The sequence below is a fragment of the Mesorhizobium sp. B2-7-3 genome (genome assembly GCF_006440715.1).
GTDB classification, from domain to species: Bacteria; Pseudomonadota; Alphaproteobacteria; order Rhizobiales; family Rhizobiaceae; genus Mesorhizobium; species Mesorhizobium australicum.
The window spans coordinates 149,092-164,563 of the sequence record NZ_VFTY01000002.1; the positions used below are offsets into that span (position 1 = coordinate 149,092).

General features: G+C 62.5%; 20 protein-coding genes. 13 read left to right on the plus strand and 7 right to left on the minus strand.

Features of this window, described 5'->3' with window-relative positions:
• Positions 1-35 precede the first annotated feature (35 nt).
• Positions 36-866 carry a transporter substrate-binding domain-containing protein gene (locus FJW04_RS04720; protein ID WP_181172896.1) on the minus strand — a complete coding sequence of 277 codons (831 nt, stop codon included), beginning with the start codon at positions 864-866 and terminating at the stop codon, positions 36-38.
• A 170-nt stretch (positions 867-1,036) separates the two neighbouring features.
• Here FJW04_RS04720 and FJW04_RS04725 point away from each other — a divergent pair, with 170 nt between their 5' ends.
• Positions 1,037-1,825 (plus strand): IclR family transcriptional regulator, encoded by a 789-nt coding sequence (locus FJW04_RS04725; RefSeq protein WP_140712663.1) that lies wholly within the window; start codon positions 1,037-1,039, stop codon positions 1,823-1,825.
• A 29-nt stretch (positions 1,826-1,854) separates the two neighbouring features.
• Here FJW04_RS04725 and FJW04_RS04730 read toward each other — a convergent pair whose 3' ends face one another.
• Positions 1,855-2,058, minus strand: a complete 204-nt coding sequence (locus FJW04_RS04730; protein WP_015315337.1) for a YdcH family protein — start codon at positions 2,056-2,058, stop codon at positions 1,855-1,857.
• Between the two features lie 238 nt (positions 2,059-2,296).
• On the opposite strand from FJW04_RS04730, the gene FJW04_RS04735 reads away from it, so the two are divergent.
• From FJW04_RS04735 to FJW04_RS04750, 4 genes are all read left to right on the plus strand, one after another.
• Entirely contained in the window at positions 2,297-2,476 is a 180-nt protein-coding gene (locus FJW04_RS04735) for a YdcH family protein (protein WP_015315338.1), read from the plus strand.
• Positions 2,477-2,809: 333 nt separating this feature from the next.
• Positions 2,810-4,063, plus strand: coding sequence for a flavodoxin-dependent (E)-4-hydroxy-3-methylbut-2-enyl-diphosphate synthase (ispG, locus tag FJW04_RS04740; RefSeq protein WP_140616683.1), 1,254 nt, complete (start codon positions 2,810-2,812; stop codon positions 4,061-4,063).
• A gap of 5 nt (positions 4,064-4,068) precedes the next feature.
• On the plus strand, positions 4,069-4,923 hold the full coding sequence (locus FJW04_RS04745; protein ID WP_140712665.1) for a lytic transglycosylase domain-containing protein: 855 nt from the start codon (positions 4,069-4,071) through the stop codon (positions 4,921-4,923).
• A 126-nt stretch (positions 4,924-5,049) separates the two neighbouring features.
• Positions 5,050-5,802: a Stf0 family sulfotransferase gene (locus FJW04_RS04750; RefSeq protein WP_015315341.1), complete on the plus strand. Its 753-nt coding sequence runs from the start codon at positions 5,050-5,052 to the stop codon at positions 5,800-5,802.
• 13 nt (positions 5,803-5,815) lie between these two features.
• Here the strand turns inward: FJW04_RS04750 and FJW04_RS04755 are convergent, their stop codons facing one another.
• Both FJW04_RS04755 and FJW04_RS04760 read right to left on the minus strand, forming a co-directional pair.
• Positions 5,816-8,155 (minus strand): response regulator, encoded by a 2,340-nt coding sequence (locus FJW04_RS04755; RefSeq protein ID WP_015315342.1) that lies wholly within the window; start codon positions 8,153-8,155, stop codon positions 5,816-5,818.
• Positions 8,156-8,266: 111 nt separating this feature from the next.
• Entirely contained in the window at positions 8,267-9,184 is a 918-nt protein-coding gene (locus FJW04_RS04760; RefSeq protein WP_140712667.1) for a polyprenyl synthetase family protein, read from the minus strand.
• Positions 9,185-9,406: 222 nt separating this feature from the next.
• On the opposite strand from FJW04_RS04760, the gene FJW04_RS04765 reads away from it, so the two are divergent.
• From FJW04_RS04765 to FJW04_RS04775, 3 genes are all read left to right on the plus strand, one after another.
• The gene (locus tag FJW04_RS04765; RefSeq protein ID WP_140712669.1) at positions 9,407-10,168 is read left to right on the plus strand and encodes a transglycosylase domain-containing protein; all 762 of its coding nucleotides are present in this window, start codon (positions 9,407-9,409) and stop codon (positions 10,166-10,168) included.
• A gap of 141 nt (positions 10,169-10,309) precedes the next feature.
• The gene (gene rpmF / locus FJW04_RS04770) at positions 10,310-10,492 is read left to right on the plus strand and encodes a 50S ribosomal protein L32 (protein WP_008834724.1); all 183 of its coding nucleotides are present in this window, start codon (positions 10,310-10,312) and stop codon (positions 10,490-10,492) included.
• A gap of 252 nt (positions 10,493-10,744) precedes the next feature.
• Positions 10,745-11,146, plus strand: coding sequence for a hypothetical protein (locus tag FJW04_RS04775; RefSeq protein WP_015315345.1), 402 nt, complete (start codon positions 10,745-10,747; stop codon positions 11,144-11,146).
• 9 nt (positions 11,147-11,155) lie between these two features.
• Here the strand turns inward: FJW04_RS04775 and FJW04_RS04780 are convergent, their stop codons facing one another.
• The 3 genes from FJW04_RS04780 to FJW04_RS04790 form a co-directional block, all read right to left on the minus strand.
• Positions 11,156-11,587 (minus strand): heme-binding protein, encoded by a 432-nt coding sequence (locus FJW04_RS04780; protein ID WP_015315346.1) that lies wholly within the window; start codon positions 11,585-11,587, stop codon positions 11,156-11,158.
• Positions 11,588-11,748: 161 nt separating this feature from the next.
• Positions 11,749-11,982 (minus strand): hypothetical protein, encoded by a 234-nt coding sequence (locus FJW04_RS04785; RefSeq protein WP_023773965.1) that lies wholly within the window; start codon positions 11,980-11,982, stop codon positions 11,749-11,751.
• 76 nt (positions 11,983-12,058) lie between these two features.
• A complete protein-coding gene (locus tag FJW04_RS04790) occupies positions 12,059-12,580 on the minus strand; it encodes a helix-turn-helix domain-containing protein (RefSeq protein ID WP_015315348.1) in 522 nt (173 codons plus the stop codon).
• 93 nt (positions 12,581-12,673) lie between these two features.
• On the opposite strand from FJW04_RS04790, the gene FJW04_RS04795 reads away from it, so the two are divergent.
• The 5 genes from FJW04_RS04795 (at position 12,674) to FJW04_RS04815 (ending at position 15,451) form a co-directional block, all read left to right on the plus strand.
• On the plus strand, positions 12,674-13,510 hold the full coding sequence (locus FJW04_RS04795) for an alpha/beta hydrolase (protein WP_140712671.1): 837 nt from the start codon (positions 12,674-12,676) through the stop codon (positions 13,508-13,510).
• Between the two features lie 88 nt (positions 13,511-13,598).
• Positions 13,599-14,255 carry a glutathione S-transferase family protein gene (locus tag FJW04_RS04800; RefSeq protein ID WP_140712673.1) on the plus strand — a complete coding sequence of 219 codons (657 nt, stop codon included), beginning with the start codon at positions 13,599-13,601 and terminating at the stop codon, positions 14,253-14,255.
• A 5-nt stretch (positions 14,256-14,260) separates the two neighbouring features.
• Complete coding sequence (locus FJW04_RS04805) at positions 14,261-14,584, plus strand: metalloregulator ArsR/SmtB family transcription factor (RefSeq protein ID WP_140712675.1); 324 nt, start codon at positions 14,261-14,263, stop codon at positions 14,582-14,584.
• 13 nt (positions 14,585-14,597) lie between these two features.
• The gene (locus FJW04_RS04810) at positions 14,598-14,969 is read left to right on the plus strand and encodes a nuclear transport factor 2 family protein (protein WP_140712677.1); all 372 of its coding nucleotides are present in this window, start codon (positions 14,598-14,600) and stop codon (positions 14,967-14,969) included.
• Positions 14,970-14,986: 17 nt separating this feature from the next.
• Positions 14,987-15,451 (plus strand): SRPBCC family protein, encoded by a 465-nt coding sequence (locus tag FJW04_RS04815; protein ID WP_140712679.1) that lies wholly within the window; start codon positions 14,987-14,989, stop codon positions 15,449-15,451.
• The last annotated feature ends 21 nt before the right edge of the window (positions 15,452-15,472 follow it).

The window sequence follows — 15,472 nt, forward strand, 5'->3', positions numbered from 1 at the left end:
GAAGGGCGACAACGCCACCCTTCCGCAATCCGGGATCAGATGACCGGGAAGCCGGGGTGACGCGCCGGCGGCTCCTGGCCGAAATAGTCCTTGAAGGTGGCGTCGTAGAGCGCCGATTCATGGCCGAACATGGCGATGGTGAAAGTCTGGTTGACGAAGGTCAGCCAGTCCAAATCGCCTTGCCGCAGTGCGGCGCCGTAAAGCATCGAATACCAGCTCTTGCCGGCATCGAAATACTTGTCGGGATTGCGCGAGGCGAGCCAGCGCACGGTGGACAGGTCGACCGCGGCGGCGTCGGCGCGCTTGGACTCCAACGCCTGCAGCACGTTCGCCTGGGTGTCGATCTGCAACACCTGGGCCTGCGGCAGAGCGTAGTGGACGGAACTTTCGGCGTCGACATTCTGCAGGATGGAAATGCGTGTCGCCGAACCACCGGCCAGCAGCTTGTCGAAGGTCTTGTTCTCGGCGGTCGGCAGGGTCAGCAAGGCAACGCCTTCGACATAGTAGGGCCGGGAGAAATTGATCAGTTGCGAGCGCTGCGCCGTCATGGTCATGAACTGAATGGTGATGTCGACCTTGTTGGTGGTCACGTTGGGAATGCGCTGGGCCGGATCCTGCATGACGAACTCGACCTTGGTCGGGTCGTCGAAAAGGCCCTTGGCGAGAATGCGGCCCATGGTGATATCCATGCCGACCAGTTCGCCGGCATCGTTCTCGAAATGCCAGGGCGCGTTGGTGCTGCCGGTCCCGACAATCAGCTTGCCTCTGTCGAGCACGGTGCGCAGCAGGCTGTCGGATGCGGCCTGTGCGGCGGCCTTCTGCGCATCGACGGCTGCCAGCACGCCGGCCGTGGCAAGTCCCGCCATTCCCAATTTCAGAAAATCACGTCTTCCGGATGTGTCGTTCACGGCGACCTCCTTTCGTGTTGTGTTCCCCTATGCACAGCCCATACACGCGGCAGTGATTATCAAAGATTGTCTCTTACAAGAGACGCATGTATCCTGTACAAGACAGATACTAGCACCGGGAATCGACAATGCAAGATGGTAGTGTTTTGGCTGCTTCGGCCGACGAGAAGGCGCCGGGGTCCCGTGAAAAGGGCCTCAACCGGGTCCTGGAGATCCTGGAGTTCCTTCACATGACGCAGCGTGCGATCGGGATTGGCGATCTCGCCAAGGGCGTCAATGCGCCGCGTTCGACCACCTACACGCTGGTGCGGTCGCTGGTCGACGCCGGCCTTCTGGAAATGGCCGGCGACGGCAATCGCGTCTATTTCGGCAAGAAGCTCTACCTCTACGGAATGGACTATGTGCGCGGCAACGACCTGTTGCGGCGCGGGCGCCAGGAGGTCGACCATCTGTCGCGCGAGACGGGCGAGACCTCGGAATTGTGCATGCTGCAGAGCGGCCGCTATACGATCGTCCATTCCAGCCCTGGTACCAGGCCGTTCCGCATCAGTTCGGCCACCGGCCTGCAGATACCGCTGCCCTGGACCGCGTCTGGCCGGCTATTGCTTGCGGGGCTGGATAGAGTTGCGATCGAAGCCATGGTGTCTGATGACGATCTCGTGCTGCCTGACGGGCGCAAGCTGCGGCTCGACGATTTCATCGCCGACATCGCAAAGGCAGGGGTGACCGGCTACTGCGTCACCTCGGGCCTGGTCGACGCCTATACGAAATGCCTCGCCGTGCCGGTCTTTTCAGCGCCAGGCAAGGTCGAGGCGACGATGTGCCTGGTGGTTCCGATCGATACGTCGGAGGAGCGGACCGCCGATCTCATCGGCCTGCTGCGCGGCCGCGCCGCCGGGCTCTCGATCGGCGCATAGGCGGAAAGTGCCGGCGGCGCGATTCCGTCTCAGGCGATGATGTCTGGAATGATCCTGTCTTCCAGCTTCATCAGTCGGTCCTTGAGGAACAGCTTCTTCTTTTTCATGCGCTGGATCTGCAGCGGGTCGCAATTCATGGCGATCATCGCGTTGATCGCGGCATCGAAATCGGCGTGTTCCTGCTTCAGCCGGGAAAATTCGAGGCGAGTATCGGCCTGTTCCTGATCGGACATTCTCTACCGTCTGCACGTCTGCGGCGCCCAAAACTGGGCCTGGTTGGGCGGGGGCGGCAATTTCTGCCACCGGCGCGCAGCCCATATCACATTTCACGTTGTCGTGGAATGCTACCACGCAGCATTCGACATCGCTGCTCGATGGTGGCACACTGTCATTGTGCCGTCACAGATACGACCTGCGGTGGACGTGCCTTGGCGGCTGCAATCGAGGAAACCATGAAAGGGAGAACCAATCATGTCTCTTGCATCCCATCTTGATGAGTTGCAGCGGAAACACGGCGACATCGAACGCGAAATCGATGACGCGATGAATCACCCGTCGGTTGATGACCTCGAAATCGGGAATCTCAAGCGACGCAAGCTGGCACTCAAGGATGCGATTGAGAAACTGAGGGCGCAACCAACCACGCATTGATCCTCACCTGACATAGCCGCTCACCACTGGCGGTCTTCCTTGCCGGCGGCGCCAGCCGCCGGTGCAGTGATTGCGATTTTCAGCGCTGCACCATAAGCGGAAACTAATATCCTTCGGACCCATTTTGCCCGCCTGGCCGCTGCCAGCTCGTGTGCTGTTTCAGGTCCCGGCCGGGACCAATTGCTGCCAGTGGCGACCTGTCGCCATTGACAAGCCATCTTTGCTCCTCCACCTCATGCCGGACTTCAACGCATCGGCCCCGGCTTGTGCGTCCAGGTGGACGCACGCGCTTCAGAGAGACGCATAGCGCTCCAGAGACAAAAGGCTGCCGGCATGACCGGATATTTTTCTTCTCCCTTCCCCCGCCGCACCTCGGTCGGCGTCGATGTTGGCGGCGTGGTCGTCGGCGGCGGCGCGCCGGTGGTCGTTCAGTCGATGACCAACACCGACACGGCCGATATCGACCAGACAGTCGCGCAGGTCGCGGCGCTGCACCGCGCCGGCTCCGAGATCGTGCGCATCACCGTCGACCGCGATGAAAGTGCCGCCGCCGTGCCGCGCATTCATGAGCGGCTGCAGCGGCTTGGCATCAACGTGCCGCTGGTCGGCGATTTCCACTATATCGGACATAAGCTCCTGGCCGATCATCCGGCTTGCGCCGAGGCGCTGGCCAAGTACCGCATCAATCCCGGCAATGTCGGCTTCAAGGATAAGAAGGACCGGCAGTTCGCGGCGATCGTCGAGATGGCGATCAAACATGACAAGCCGGTGCGCATCGGCGTCAACTGGGGCTCGCTTGACCAGGAGCTCCTGACGCGGCTGATGGACGACAACCAGGACAAGGGTTTCCCGCTGACGGCGCAGGAAGTGACGCGCGAGGCAATCGTGCAGTCGGCGATCCTGTCGGCCGAGATGGCCGAGGAAATCGGTCTTGGCCGCGAAAAAATCATCCTGTCGGCCAAGGTCAGCGGCGTGCAGGACCTGATCGCCGTCTACACCGAGCTTGCGACCCGTTCCAACCATGCGCTGCATCTCGGCCTCACCGAGGCCGGCATGGGCTCCAAAGGCATCGTCGCGTCTTCCGCGGCCATGGGCATCCTCTTGCAGCAAGGCATTGGCGATACCATCCGCATCTCGCTGACGCCGGAGCCCAATGGCGATCGCACCCGCGAGGTGCAGGTGTCGCAGGAACTGCTGCAGACCATGGGTTTCCGGCAGTTCGTGCCGATCGTCGCGGCCTGCCCGGGCTGCGGCCGCACCACCTCCACCGTGTTCCAGGAACTGGCGCAGAACATCCAGGCGGACCTGCGCAAGAACATGCCGGTGTGGCGGGAGAAATACCCGGGCGTCGAGAACCTCAAGGTCGCGGTGATGGGGTGCATCGTCAACGGTCCCGGTGAATCCAAGCATGCCGATATCGGCATTTCGCTGCCCGGCACCGGAGAAACGCCGACCGCGCCGGTCTTCGTCGACGGCAAGAAGGCGGCGACGCTGCGCGGGCCGTCGATCGCGGCGGATTTCGAGAAAATGGTCGCCGACTATATTGACCAGCGCTTCGGTCGGGGCGGCAAGGCCGCGGCAGAGTAAGCCAGATGCGGCGTTTCCCGTGGGTGGCGCTGATTTTCCTGTGTGGCATGGGCTGGTCGACGCTTGCCCAGGCGGATCCACCGCAATCGGCCAAGCAGCGGCTGATCGACAAGGTCTGTAACCTGATCCAGGCGCATGCCGATCAGAACGGCCTGCCTCGGGATTTCTTCGCCCGCCTGATCTGGAAGGAAAGCCGGTTCGATCCCAACGCCGTGAGCCCTGTCGGCGCCGAAGGCATTGCCCAGTTCATGCCGGGCACCGCCAAGATGCGGGGGCTTGAAAATTCCTTCGACATCAACCAGGCGATTCCGACGTCGGCTAGATATCTCGCCGAAATGAAGGCCGGCTATGGCAATCTCGGTTTGGCGGCCGCTGCCTACAATGCCGGCGAGAGCCGGGTGTCGCGCTGGCTGAATTCCGGTGGCTTCCTGCCGATGGAGACGGAAAGCTATGTCTTCGACGTGATGGGCGAGCCGGTCGACAAGTTCACCGACCGGGCCTATGCCGGCAAAGTCGAGCCACTCGACGCCAAGCTGGATTTCGCGGTCGCCTGCCGCAAGCTGCCGGTGATCATGTCCAGAACCGTGGCGATGGCCTCAATCAACATCAAGCCATGGGGCATTCAGGTGGCGGGCAATTTCCGCCGCAGCGCCGCGATCAGCCAATGGCTCAGGGTACGGGGCCGTTTTCCGGCCCTGCTTGCCGGGCATGATCCGGTGGTCAGCCGAGTGCGTACGCCGATCGGCCGGCGCGGCATCTACGCGGTCCGGATCGGCGTCGACGACCGCGCCGCCGCCAATGTCATCTGCCAGAAACTGCAAAGCATCGGTGGCGCCTGCGTGGTGGTGCGCAACCGGTAGCCGAGGAGGGTTGGGCTGCACGGGGCACACGCCGTTGGAATGTGCCCATCGTATCCAGCAACGATTTCAGCTATAGCGGCGCCGGACCGGTGGGCTGGTCCGCCTTCGGCAGCTACAGGGACAGCGATGTTCGACGCGTACATTATCTGCGGCACGCCCAGAACCGGCAGCACCTTGCTGTGCAAACTGCTGGCGGCCACCAGAACGACCGGCGATCCACACTCATTCTATCGGCGGCAGGATGTGTCGGAGTGGGCCGAAGAATGGAACCTGCCGCCTCGCGACACGATGGGCGAGCTTGAATTCCAGCTTGCCTATCTCAATGCGGCGATCGATGCCGGCAAGGGTGGTACGGAAATCTTCGGTCTGCGCCTGATGCGAGAAAACCTGGACGAGCTTTCAGCGATCCTCGACCGGATTTTTCCGGGGCTTGTGTCGGACAAAGCGCGTTTCGAAAGGGCTTTCGGTCGCGTTCTCTACGTGCATCTGTCGCGTGAGAACAAGCTTGCGCAGGCTGTCTCCCTGGTCAAGGCGGAGCAGACCGGCCTTTGGCACGTCGCTCCCGATGGAACGGAGATCGAAAGGGTCGGATCGCCAGGAGAACCGCGGTACGATTTCCAGCGTATCAGGGACGAAGTCGCCGAGCTTGAGGCCTATGACGCAGCGTGGAACACATGGTTCGCCGAGCAAGACATAACGCCACTGCGGATTGGCTACGAGCGGCTTTCAAGCAGCCCGGCGGCGACACTGATTTCCATCTGTCAGGCCTTGGGCGTACAGTCGCCGAACGCCGGGGATGTGAAACCGGGTGTCGCGAAGCTCGCCGACGCGACAAGCCTCGACTGGATGCGCCGCTACCATCTGGACGCAACCGTCTGACGCCGGACGGAGTTCAGGCCGTCTTGGCCACCACCGTTTCGCTGAGCCAGGTGCCTATCTTGGCGCCGAGGCGATCGGGCGAAACGGGCTTGGGCAGATAGTCGTCCATGCCGGCCTCGATGCACTTGTCGCGGTCGCCCTTCAGCGCATGCGCGGTGACGCCGATGATCGGAATGTGGCCGCCCGACGACGCCTCGATCGCCCGAATGGCGCGTGTCGCCTCGTAGCCGTTCATTTCCGGCATCGAGACGTCCATCAGAACCAGCCTCGGATGCAGCGACCGGTACATCTCGACCGCGGTGCGGCCATTGCCTGCGATGCGGTAGCTCAAGCCCAGCCCATTGAGGATTTGGCCGAACACCATCTGGTTCACGTCATTGTCCTCGGCGATGAGGATGTCGATCGGGCTGTTCGGCGCGGCATTCGATTCCGGCACTGCCGCGATCGGCATGGCGGGGCCGCGGATAACCGTGAAGGCCGGCGGAGCCGGCTGAGGCATCGGTTGGATCGGTTCGCGAATGAAGTGCGCCTTGCCGACCTGCGAGCGCGCCTTCTGGATGACCGAGATGACGGTGCCGAGCAGGACCGCCGAGCGCGCCGGCTTGGTCAGATGCGCCGATATACCGAAGTCGATGATCATCTTGCCGAAATCGACCTGGTCGACCGAGGTCAGGATAACGACTGGGATGGTGGACAGCCGGCTGTCGGCGGCGATGGCCCGGGCGACATCGGCGCCGTTCATGCCGGGCATCTGATAATCGAGGATGATGCAGTCGACGCTGGCGCCGAGCTGGCAGGCGCGATCGAGGAAGGCGAGGCCAACCGCGCCGCTTTCGGCGGCGGCGCAGTCGAAGCTCCAGCTTCTGAGCTGTTCTAGCAGGATCTCGCGGTTGACCGGATTGTCGTCGATGACCAGCACACGCGCGCCGGTGACGTCGACCGGCACGATGGCGTCGCGCGCCTCGGCACGGTGGACCGGCAGCGGCACGGCGAACCAGAAGACGGAGCCGCGGCCGATCTCGCTCTCGACGCCGATCTTGCCGGCCATCAGGTCGACGAGGCGGGCGGCGATGGCGAGCCCAAGGCCGGTACCTTCGTGACGGCGGGTCGAGGAGCCATCGACCTGAGCGAACTTCTCGAACACGTTCTGCAATTTCTCGGCCGGGATGCCGATGCCGGTGTCCTCGACGCGCAGCTTGAGCTGGACGACGTCGTTGACGGTTTCGCCGCCGACATCGATCAGCACATGGCCCTTCTCGGTGAATTTCACCGCATTGCCGACCAGGTTGGTGACGATCTGCCGGAAGCGGCCGGCGTCGCCGACGACATAGGCCGGCAGCCTGGGATCGACGCGCACGATGAGTTCCAGGTTCTTCTCGGCGACGCGCGCCGAGACAAGCGTCGCCACGTCCTCCACCGCTTCCGAGAGGCGGAAGGGGGCGGGGTCGAGCGTCAACTGCCCGGCATTGATCTTCGAGAAGTCGAGGATGTCGTTGATAATGGTGAGCAGCGCGTTGCCCGATTTGACGATAACGTCGGTGAACGTCTTCTGGCGCGGGTTGAGCTCGGTCTTGGCCAGCAATTCGGCCATACCGAGCACGCCGTTCATCGGTGTGCGGATCTCGTGGCTCATATTGGCCAGGAATTCCGACTTGGCGCGGTCGGCGGCCTCTGCCTTGAACAAGGATTCGGCCGACTGGGCAAAGGCGCGACGGATCGCCTGTTCCATCGGGCGGAAGATCCAGAAAGCGACGATGCCCAGGACGGCAAACAACAAGCCGCTTGCCCACAAAAGCAGCCGGTCGCTGGACGCGTCCGCCTGATGGCGTTCGTCGTCCATCGCGGTGCGGACACGCACCAGCATGGGCTGAACGAACAGGTCGTTCTGGTTGCGGATCTCGCGAGTGCTCCATTCATCGGTCTTTTGCGCCACCGACATCAGGTTGAAGTTGCGAACCATGTCACGCGGCGACCAGAACAGGTCGCCATTGACCGAAGCGGCCGCGAGCTCGCTGACGGTCTTGGCCGACAGGCGCGGGCGGATCGCGGCGAGCTGGGCGGTCAGGGTCTCGATCTCGCCGGTCAGCCGCTCGGAATGGTCGCGCGCCGAAGCCGTCAGCGCATCGCGCGTCTCGATCCGCCAGGCGGAACTGGTTGTCTCGGCGAAGCTGGTGGCGTTGCGCAGATCGCGGGTGAAAATGACGAGATTGCTGCTCAGCGCATCGATTTCATGGCGCAAGGAATTGACGCGATTGAGCGCAACCATGATGGCGGCTGAAGCCAGCGCGAAAACCAACAATCCTGAAAGATAACGTATCCGGACGGACCGGATAAAGGAAGAATATTCCGGCATGCGCAACCCCAACACATACGCATCATTCTAAGGATTGGGATTACGCTTCATTTACATTAAGATTTCGTTGGTGGACCGCAGGTGCACCGCGCAACCGACATGAGCCTGCCGTCAGCTGTTACGGGTTGCGACGAAGATCGCCGCGGCCTTCAGCAGGGCAGCCTTTTCGCCATAGGGTTCGAGCAGCGCGTGCGCCTGGCCGACGAGGCCGTCGAGCTGCTTGCGTGCCCAATCCGCACCGTGCAAGGCCACCAGCGTACCCTTGCCCGCGGCGGCATCCTTGCCGGTCGCCTTGCCCATCTGCTCGGCGTCGGCCGTCAGATCCAGCAGGTCGTCGGCGAGCTGGAAGGCCAGGCCGATCGCCGAACCGAACTCGGCAAGCCTTTCCAGGTCATCCGACTGTGCGCCGGCCAGGATCGCACCCGCCTCGCAGGCGAAGCGGATCAGCGCGCCAGTCTTCATCGCCTGCAGTGTTATGATGCCGGCCTCGTCCGGTCGCACCTGCTCGGCTTCGAGGTCTAGTTTCTGGCCGCCGACCATGCCACCGGCTCCTGCGGCGCGGGCGAGCGCCAGCACCAGGGCTGCGCGCCGTTTGGCCGGCAGCGCCGTCGCTTCGCCGGCGATGATGTCGAAGGCAAGCGTCAGCAAGGCGTCGCCCGCGAGGATGGCGGTGGCTTCGTCAAAGGCCTTGTGCACGGTCGGCTGGCCGCGGCGCAGGTCATCGTCGTCCATCGCCGGCAGGTCATCGTGGATCAGCGAATAGCAATGCACGCATTCGAGCGCCGCCGCGACGCGCAACGCCGCTTCGCCATCGGCGGAAAACAGGGCGGCACTTTCCATGACCAGGAAGGGGCGCAGGCGCTTGCCGCCGTTCAACACGCCATGGCGCATCGCCGCCATCAGACGATCGGGCCGAGCGATCTCACCCGAAAGCGGTCGGTCGTCGAGCAAGCGACGCAGCATCACCTCGACGGCGGCCGCGCGCCTGATGAGCGCCATTTCGAACGCCATTTCGTCGTCATTCGTCATGGCCGGGACCGGTAGCCGACACTCAGACGTTGCGCAAGAAGGCAAGCGCCATTATGCCGGGGCGGTAAGAGCCCGTTTGGAAACTCATCTCCTGCGGTCATCTGAAGGCGTTTTCCGCGCTTCCGGTGTTCACGTACTCGAATGTACGCTCCGCTCCGGTTCTCGAAAACACCCTCACATGACTCACGGGAGCCAGTTTCAAAGCGAGTTCTCTGGCATGGGTTGGGCGGCTTGGCGGAACCGATCGTCGATCATGAGACCGAAAAGCTGGACATGGCGACGAGATCGCGAGGCGTGAGCCGCCGCAGTCTCAGGCGCTGGGTCCGGCGCGGCATCGTCGTGGCCGCCGTGCTGGCGCTCATCCCGGTGGTGCTGACCTTTCTCTACCTGCCGTCCTTCGTGCATCCAGTGTCGACGCTGATGCTGAAGGATCTCGCGACATTCTCCGGCTACGACCGGCGCTGGGTGTCGATCGATGATGTCGCGCCTGTGCTCGCCCATTCCGTCATCATGTCGGAGGACGGGCAGTTCTGCTTTCATCGCGGCGTCGATCTTGGCGAGCTCAGGGGGGTCGTCGATGATGCGCTGGCCGGCGAGGCGACGCGTGGTGCCTCGACCATCACCATGCAGACGGTGAAGAACCTCTTCCTGTGGTCGCGGCCGCTGGGCTCGGTGCGCAAGGTCGTCGAACTGCCGCTGGCCGTCTATTTCGACGCGGTGATGTCGAAGCGGCGCATTATGGAGATCTATCTCAACATCGCCGAGTGGGGGCCCGGCATCTACGGCATCGAGGCGGCGGCGCGGCACCATTTCGGCATTTCGGCAAAGCAGCTGTCCAGACGGCAGGCGGCCCTTCTCGCCGTCACGCTGCCCAATCCGATCGCCCGCAATCCGGCAAAACCAGGGCCGGGCTTGAGAAGGCTCGCCAATCTGATCGAGCGGCGCGCCGGCCGCTCCGGCGCCTATGTCGGTTGCCTGGACTAGCCGGTATAAAAAAGATTCACCACAGTGCTGGCCAAAACGGTGTCAGGCGTGTATAGGCACCCGACTTTCTCAGATTTAGGCCCCGACATGGCCCTTTCACGAGGGCGGGCGGGGCTTTTGACCATGTAGTGGAGCATATCCATGGCCGTTCCGAAACGCAAAACCTCTCCGTCCAAGCGCGGCATGCGCCGCTCGGCCGACGCCCTCAAGGCCCCGACCTATGTCGAGGACAAGAACTCCGGCGAAATGCGCCGCCCGCACCACATCGACCTGAAGACCGGCATGTATCGCGGTCGCCAGGTGCTGACGCCCAAGGAAAGCTGAGACCAGCTTTTCCCAAGCAACCGAGTTACAAAAGACCGGCTTCTGGCCGGTCTTTTTGCGTTTTGGCCTTGCCCTGCGCGCCGGCTACTTCAAGCGCTGAGCTTTTTTGTCTCGTCTTTCATGTCGGCCGGGCAACCGGCTGACATGGTTGTTGCATCCGGTATTCGACCGTGTTTGCGGCCGCGCACGAAAAATCTTGACGCCGTGCCTGTGGGGCATTCTACAGAAGGTGCCCCCATATGGAGACGCCAGATGTTCGGTGCCGTCCCGCTTTTGATCGTGCCTTTCGTGCTCTACAATCTCGGCCTGCTCGGTATATTCGGCGGCGGCGACGATCCGTGGGCGAGCGAGATGTTCTCGTTCCGCATGATGTCGGGCGGGGTGTTCTCGATGACGCTCGGCGACCTGATCGTGCTGATCGGGCTGATTTTTCTGTTCCTTGAAATGGTGAAGTCGGCGCGCACGACCACCGCCTCGATCATGGACCATCTGTTGTCGACGCTTGTCTTCGTTGCTTTCCTGGTCGAGTTTCTGCTGGTGAAGGGTGCCGCGCACTCCATCTTCTTCACGCTGCTGATCATCGCGCTGTTCGACGTGCTGGCCGGGTTCGCGGTGTCGATGCGGTCGGCCAGCCGCGACATCAATTTGAGTTAGACCGGAACCTCAGCCCGGATCGGCGGCGAAGCCGGCGGCTTCGATGCCGGCAATCGCGGCCGCCTCGTCATTGTCAGACGTGTCGCCGGAAATGCCGACAGCGCCGATGACACTGCCTGCCTTGTCGCGGATCAGCACGCCGCCGACGACCGGCAGCACGCGTCCACCCGACACGTCGGAAATGCCGGCAACCAGATGCGGGCGCTCCTTGGCGAAGGCCTCGACCCTGCGCGAGCCCATGCCGATCGCCAGCGCGCCATAAGCCTTGCCGGCCGACATTTGCGGGCGCAGGAACGAGGCGCCGTCCTGGCGCTGGAAGGCGACCAGGTGCCCGCCGGCGTCGAGCACCGAGACGCCGAGCGGCTTGAGCTTGAGGTCGGCGCCCCTGGCGAAGGCGGCATTGATGATCTCGACGGCTTTTTCGAGCGACAGAGCGGTCATGGCAATCTCCTGTTGAACAGCCCAATCATCGCCGGCCAGCCGGACCAGGCAATCCCGCTTTCGGTTGAAATTGCTTCCCGCGCAGCAGCGGGACGAAGGCGTGCCTGTCGGATGCGTTACGACCGCTCGATCCAGGACGAGGCATTGGCGGAGAGACGGGGCTATTTTTTCTTGGCGCGGGCTGGCTTCTTGGCAGGTGCGGCAGGCGCGTTGGCTAGATCTTCGGCTTCCTTGGCCAGCCGCAGCGCCCGCAGCTTGTCGGTCTTGGCCTTGCGGGCATCGCTCTCGGCGACGTATTCGGCCATGGCTTTCTGCCGGACCGTCGCCGCCTCTTCCTGCTTCTTGAAGCGCAGATCGGCACGCGCGCGGGCAGTGTCCCTAGAGTTCTCAACCAAGAGCGTATCCAATCCCGTGAAGTGTGATTTCCGTCCTTTGTAGCAGAGCCGGCCTTTCAACGGGGAAAATAGTTGGTCAGACGGCCGGGCTGGCGTTGCGGGCCTTTTCGGCAACCACCGCTTCATAGGCGGCCTGCAGCGTCGCGCGGACAGAGGAGCCGGGCGCTGTGTCGAGGGGGGTGCCGAGATGCTCATGGCGCAATTCGTCCATGAATTTCTCCCACATTGGAGGTCCGCCCTTTTCCAGGAGTTCGGCGCGGATCGAGAGTTCCTCGCTTGTCGGCAGCCAGACGCGGCCCCAGGCGCCGAGATGGGCCAGGATGGGCACCAGCGTGATGGCCATCTCGGTCAGGCTGTAGATCGCCTTCTGCTTATGACTCGGGTCGTCCGCCTTGGTCAGCATGCCGAGCTCCATCAGCCGCTTCAAACGGTCTGCGAGGATGTTGGAGGCGATACCCTCCATCGAGCCGTTGAGCAGCTCGCGAAAATGGCGCCTGCCGCCGAAAATCATATCGCGCAGGATGATCAGGCTCCAGCGATCGCCGAACACCTCGAGCGAAAGGTTGATCGGGCAGCCGGACCGGCGATCGAGGGTCATTCCATTTTCTCCACAAAAACCGGTTGCATTATTGTATCGGTTTTATTATCGTGCAACCGATTGCAAAATGCAAGCAGATGAGGAGGCCATGAAATGACGAGCAAAGACCGTCCCGAGATCGTATCGGAAGCCTTTGGCGATCCGGCGGATCCGGCGCTGCTGCTGATCATGGGCGCGATGGCCTCGATGCTGTGGTGGCCGGAGGCGTTTTGCCGGAAGCTCGCGAATGCCGGCCTTTACGTGATCCGCTACGACAATCGCGACACCGGTCGGTCGACCAAATATCAGGTGGGGCAGCCGCCCTACACTTTCGACGACATGGCTGACGACGCGATAGCCGTTCTCGACAGTTACGGCATCGGCAAGGCGCATGTCGCGGGCATGTCGATGGGCGGCATGATCGCGCAGTTCGTCGCGCTCCGGCACCCTTCGCGCGTCGCTTCGCTGACCGTGATCAGCAGTTCGCCCGTGGGGACCGACACGTCGCATCTGCCGCAAACGACCGATGCCTATATGGAGCATTCGGCCGATGGGGCCAAAGTCGACTGGGCGGACCGCCGCCAGGTCATCGACTTCATGGTCAGCGATGCACGCGCGATCGCCAGCACCGCGCATCGGTTCGACGAGGCCGGGATGAGGGCGTTCATCGAGCGGGATTATACCAGGTCCGGCGGCTTGCTCAGCGCCACCAATCATTTCATGCTCAAGGGCAATGACCAATGGAAGGGTCGCCTGCACGAAATGGCGGTGCCGCTTCTGGTCATCCACGGCACGTCGGATCCGATTTTTCCGGTCGAGCATGGCGAGGCCTTGGCCCAAGCAGTTACCGGCGCGAAACTCCTTCGTGTCGAAGGCGGCGGTCACGAACTGCATCCGGATGACTGGCCTGATATAGAAGCCGCCATTGTCGAGCATGTCCGATCCAGCTGAGACTTCGTGGGCGAGCCTTGACGAGCGAGGCCTGGCGCAATAGTTAAGTAAATGCTTCAGTGTTTCCACAGAGCAGATGAGCACAAGAATGTCCCTGACGCTGCATTTCCATCCGCTGGCCTCCTTTTGCTGGAAGCCGCTGATCGCGCTCTACGAGAACGCCACGCCTTTTGCGCCCGTCATCGTCGACCTAGGCGATGAGCAATCGCGCGCGGCCTTTCTGAAGGTTTCGACGACCGGCAAGATGCCGGCGCTGCGCGACGACGCGCGTGACCGGACGGTGCTGGAATCGACCATCGTCGTGGAATATCTGGCTGCGCACTATCCGGGACCGGCCGAACTCGTTCCAGCCGACATCGATTTGGCGCTGGCTGTCCGCCAGGCTGACCGCTTCTATGATTTCTATGTGCAGGAGCCGATGCAGAAGATCGTCGGCGACAGGTTGCGGCCGCAGGACAAGACCGATCCATTCGGTGTCGAGCAGGCGCGGAGCCAGCTGCGCAATTCCTACGCCATCATCGAACGGGAGATGCTGTCGAGGGAATGGGCTGTGGGCGATATCTTCACCATGGCCGATTGCGCGGCGTCTCCGGCGCTCTTCTATGCCAACAAGGTCGAGCCGTTCGGCGACAGCTATCCCGCCGTGAAGCGCTATCACGACCGCCTGCTGCAGCGCGCCGCCTTCACCAGGGTGATCGAGGAGGCGCAGCCTTACTTCAAGTTCTTTCCCTACAACAACGGCTGATCGCGATGCTGCACGATCCCGCCCAACTCGACCTGATGTTCCAGGCGCTCGCCGATCCGGCGCGGCGGCAGATGGTCGACCGGCTATCACGCGGCCCGGCGTCGGTGAGCCAGTTGGCCGAGCCGCTGGCGATGTCGCTGTCGGCGGTCGTCCAGCACCTCAATCTCCTGGAGGCGAGCGGCCTCGTGCGCACGCAAAAGGTCGGACGGGTGCGCACCTGTCAGATCGAGCCGAAGGCGCTGCGCGCGGCCGAACACTGGATCAATGAGCGGCGCCTCTCATGGGAACGCCGGCTGGATTGGCTCGGCGATTTTCTTGCGGAGAACTGAAGAGGAGCATGCCATGTCAAAGAGAAAATCCGATCTGGTCCGCGGCTATTTCGCGGCCTTTCAGGCCGGCGACCGCGCCGTCATGGAGGCGACCCTTGCCGACGATTTCACCTTCACCAGCCCCTATGACGACGCCATCGATCGCACGACCTATTTCGAGCGCTGCTGGCCGAATGGCAAGCTGTTCCGGTCGATGACGATCGAGCGGATTTGCGAAGACGGCAATGACGTGTTCGTCCGATACAGCTGCGAGACGCTTGAAGGAAAGACCTTTCGCAACACCGAGCTGCATTCGTTTCGCGGCGACCAGTTGCGCAGCGTCGAGGTCTATTTCGGCGCCAGCTATCGCGGTGGCGCCTTCATTCCGCAGAATCCATCAAGCTGACCAACGAGGACCCAACCGTGGCCGAACGTTCCGTCGTTCATTCCACTTTTGTCATCGAGCGCTTCTATCCGGCCGCGCCGGCGAAAGTCTTCTTCGCGCTTAGCAACCCTGACGCCAAGCGACAATGGTTCACCGATCCAGACAATCCCATGCCTGGCCGCTTCGAGATGGACTTTCGCGTCGGCGGCAAGGAGATCAACGCTGGTGGGCCAAAGGATGGGCCGATCCATGTCTACACTGCCACTTACTGGGATATCGTGCCCGACCAGCGCATCGTCTACAGCTACGACATGCTGTTCGGCGATATCAGAATCTCGGTGTCGCTGGCCACGATCGAATTTTTTGCCGAAGACAAGGGCACGCGCCTGGTGCTGACCGAGCAGGGCGCTTTCCTCGATGGCCATGACACGTCCGGCACACGCGAGCATGGGACCGGGGTGTTGCTCGATCTGCTCGGCAAGTTTTTGCGGATGGAAACCTGATCGTTGTGGCTGCTGATCGAA